The 3,756-nt window shown below is 71.2% G+C and carries 3 protein-coding genes and 1 pseudogene; all 4 read right to left on the bottom strand.

Translation table 11 applies throughout. The features are described from left to right. Positions 1 to 270: pseudogene (locus tag NBW84_RS23230) on the bottom strand (hypothetical protein); the annotation flags it as partial. A 551-nt stretch (positions 271 to 821) separates the two neighbouring features. Beyond that, complete coding sequence (locus tag NBW84_RS23225; RefSeq protein ID WP_250287394.1) at positions 822 to 1,973, bottom strand: AIM24 family protein; 1,152 nt, start codon at positions 1,971 to 1,973, stop codon at positions 822 to 824. Between the two features lie 196 nt (positions 1,974 to 2,169). After that, on the bottom strand, positions 2,170 to 2,847 hold the full coding sequence (locus NBW84_RS23220; protein ID WP_250287392.1) for an AIM24 family protein: 678 nt from the start codon (positions 2,845 to 2,847) through the stop codon (positions 2,170 to 2,172). Between the two features lie 105 nt (positions 2,848 to 2,952). Next, on the bottom strand, positions 2,953 to 3,756 hold an 804-nt coding region (locus NBW84_RS23215), incomplete at its 5' end, for an AIM24 family protein (RefSeq protein ID WP_250287390.1).

The raw sequence follows: 3,756 nt of genomic DNA, 5'->3' as shown, positions 1-3,756 counted from the left end.
GCCCACCGGCGCGGACGGCGGGGCGGCCGAGGTGGGTGGCGCGGCGCCGGGGAGCGGCCCCGCAGGGGTGGACGGGGTGGCACGCGGCGGGGCAACGGCGCTGAGCACCGCTGCCTGGTCGTTCGCACCGCCGCTCCGCCCACCCCCGATGGCATACAGATACAGGGAGCAGCCGATCAGCGCGGCCCCGAGGATCCCGGCGCTGGTCCCCAGCCACGGTTTCGCCCACAGCCGGGCCCCCCAGCCGGACGCGCGCCGCCGGCTGCTCATGCGGACCCCCACCCGCTCCGCCGCCCGCTCTCGCGCCCGCCGCTCCGGCCGCACACGGCCGTCGGCTGCCGAGCGGAACACGAAGCCGTGGTCACCGCGTCCGGAATCTGTACGCCGAGAAGATAGCTGCCCCACACCAGGTACGACGAGTCCGGACCCGCCCGGGTTGCAATCCCACGCCCTACTCCGAGACCAGAACCGCAGGTTGTCCGGGACGTCGTTACGGTTTCGTTGCAAATCCCCGCGCTACCCCGGAAGACCTGGCTCCCCCAGCACCTGAAAGGTCATCCCGACAACACACGTTCATATCAACGTCGACCGGACATATCCCCCACCGAAGACCTTCAGATCACGAGAACGAGGAAACAAGCGGTCGTTATGGCAGCCGTTTACGTACTCATTCTCATGATCGAATATTCTCGCGGCCGAGAACCGTACGGTGGATGAGAGCTGGGCTGCTGGGCCGGGCAGCACGAGAAGCCGAGCGTGCCGCCGCGGCCCTGACGGCTGACGGCTGAGCCGCCCGAGCGACCAACGGCCGAACCCTGCGGCTATCGACCGCCGAAGAGACCGCCGCGACCGCCCTGGTTGCCGAACAGGCCGCCGAGCGCTCCGCCGAGGCCACCGTCGCCGTGCCCTCCGTGCCCTCCGTGCCCCGGTGGGCCGCCGCGGTGGCCCTGGAGCTGGTTGCCGGCGAAACCGGCTTCGCCGAGCCCGAAGTGCCCGGCGAGGCCGGCGTTGGCGAGCGCGTTGTACGGCGGCAGCAGCTCGCAGGGCTGGACGATGACGTACCCGTCCCCGGAGAACTGCATCTGCCAGCTCTCCCCGGTGTTGCCGCGCGGCCGCCACACCGAGGACGAGGTGACCGCCGCCTGCATCGACACCTGCAGGCTCGACGACCAGCCGACCACCGCGTCGGCGTCCGCGAAGTAGTAGTTCTGCGGGGTGACGTGCATGACCAGCGGGGCGCCCGACGTCACGACCGCGACCTTGCCGTTGCCGGAGAGCTCCACCTGGTAGCTGCCGGCCCCGGCGATCGACACCTGGGAGTCGATGCGGACGACGTCCCAGTGCAGGCCGGCGTCGAAGGCGAGGACGTTCTTGCCGTCCACTGACAGCCCGTCCCCGCGCAGGTCGAGAATGTGCACGTCCTGCGCCTGGTAGGCGAGGAAGACCGTGCCGCCGCCGGAGACCTTCATCAGGTTCAGGCCCTCGCCGCCCTGGAACAGCGACCGGAACTGACGGCCCCAGCCCTCCCAGTGGGCGTCGAAGGTGGCCCCGCCCTGGTAGGCGACCATGGCGCCCTTGCGGGCGTAGAACTCCCGCATCCCCTCGGCGCCGAGGGTCGCCTTGAGCATCTTGCCGTTCTGCAGGGTGAAACGCTCCTGGGACTGCACCTCGGGGTTGCCGAGCAGGCTGCCGCGGATGCCGCCCGCCGGGCCGCCGGGCGGGCCTGGTGGAGCGGGTGGGACGCCCGGCCCACCCGGGTAGCCGCCCGGTGCCCCGCCAGGAGGCGGATACCCGGCCGGTGGGTATCCCGGCGGCTGGCCGCCGGCTGGCGGGTAGCCGGGCTGGCCGGGTGGCTGCGGGTAGCCGCCCGGCTGACCGGGCGGAGGCGGATATCCACCGGGAGGATATCCACCGGAAGCTGCGCCGCCGGGGTAGCCGCCCGCGGGCGGACCGCCGAATCCACCGTGGCTCATCATCGAATCCTCTCACCCAGGCGTGCCGCGCAGTAGGCCGGACGCCGCGTCACCGGCAGCTCCCGCCCGTGCGCGGCCGGCACGTCACACGCGGCCCCCGGAGCGGCCCCGCGCACCGTCCGCACCAGCCGTGGCACCCGCATCACTCACATCACCCGCGTCAGCCGCGTCAGCCGCGTCAGCCGCGTCAGCCGCGTCAGCCGCGTACCGAGAAGTTCGGCCGCTCGTCCTCGCTGGGCTGGACCACGACGAAGCCCTGGCCGGAGAAGCCGAGCTGGAACGCCTCACCGGAGCCGCGGCCGATCAGTCCGCCGAGGCGGACCGTCCGCCGCGGCTGGACCTGCAGGCCGTCGGTGAAGGCGACGAGCGCGTCGGTGTCGACGAACGTCTGCGCCTCCCGGGTGTCCAGCACGACCGGGCTGCCCTTCGCGGTCATCGCCACCCAGCCGTGGCCGCGGATGACCACGTTGAACATGCCCATGCCGGAGAGCATGCTGACCCCGCGGACACGTTCGATCCCCCACTGCAGGCTGGCGTCGAAGGCGAGGATGTTCTTGCCGTTGACGGACAGGCCCTCGCCGGCCAGCTGGGCGACGATGACCTCCTTGCCGTAGTCGGCCAGGTAGAGCAGGCCCTGACCGGTCGCGGTCATCAGCGGCACGCCCTCGCCGGTCGCCCACGAGGAGGCGATGCGGCCGAGCTGCGGGGGCTGCGGGTTGAAGTCGATCAGTCCCTCATAGGCGATCATGGATCCGGTCCGGGCGAACAGGTCCTGCCCGGGCTGCATGACCACTTTAACGATCTTGGAACCGTGCCTGCTCATCCGGTCCATGATCTGCGTCTGCCCGAAATGATCCATCAGTGTTCCGTACACGGCCGCCTCCTTTCCACGGTCAGAGAGCCGTCGAAGCCGCGGCGGAGAACATGCTCGCGCGCTTTTTCGGCCCGGGCCAGAACGTCACACACGGCAGCTGGACCTCTAGACCTCGTACGGCTGGACGACCACGAAATGCCCCTGGAAACCCATGAACTGCAGGGCCAGGGACTCGCCGCTGCTGCCGGAGTAGATCTGCCGGGAGATGCGCACCTGGGTCGACACGCTCACCCGCATCCCGGACGTCCAGGCGACCAGGGCGTTGATGTCGGCGAACGTCGGCCCGGCGACGGTCAGCGTCATCGGCGTCCCCTTGGTCATCACCACGATCGTCCCCTGCCCGGACACCTCGAAGTGGAAGAAGCCGCCCCCGGGGATGCCGGGGCTCTCGATACGCCTGACCTCGGTGCGCAGGGAGCTGTCGAACGCCAGGATGTTCCGCGCGTTGACGCACAGCGACTGGCCGTTGAGCTCGACGATGTGCAGGTCGCTGGCGTCCTGGGCGAGGAAGACCTCGCCGCGGCCCTTGCAGGTCATGAGTTTCAGGCCCTGCCCGGTGAGCTTGTTCTCTATCAGCCCGCGCAGGCCGGAGCTCTTGTAGTCGAAGTCGATGTCGCCCTGGTAGGCGACCATCGACCCGCGCAGGGCGAGGACCTCCGGCCCCTGGCCGAGGGTGGCCCGGACCAGCTTGCCGTTCTGCTGCGTCCAGCGGCCGGCCGCGGGGACCTCCCGGTAGGGGCTCAGGCTGTTCAGCGCACCCGGCGCCACCGGCTGGATCTGGGACGGCAGGATCTCGGTCGGCCCGAACCCGCCGGGCGTCGGCTGGGGCGGGACGCCGCCGGCGCCCCCGGCCGGACCGTACCCGGCGGGCTGCGCATGGCCCGGCGCCGGCTGCCCGTAGCCCGGCCC

Source organism: Protofrankia sp. CiP1_Cm_nod2 (assembly GCF_920664355.1).
Classification (GTDB): domain Bacteria; phylum Actinomycetota; class Actinomycetes; order Frankiales; family Frankiaceae; genus Protofrankia.
This window is presented reverse-complemented; position numbering and strand designations above follow the sequence as displayed.

Coding starts and splice junctions, on each gene's coding strand:
- NBW84_RS23225 (WP_250287394.1), bottom strand. CDS start 1,973: ATGAGCCACGGTGGATTCGGCGGTCCGCCCGCGGGCGGCTACCCCGGC.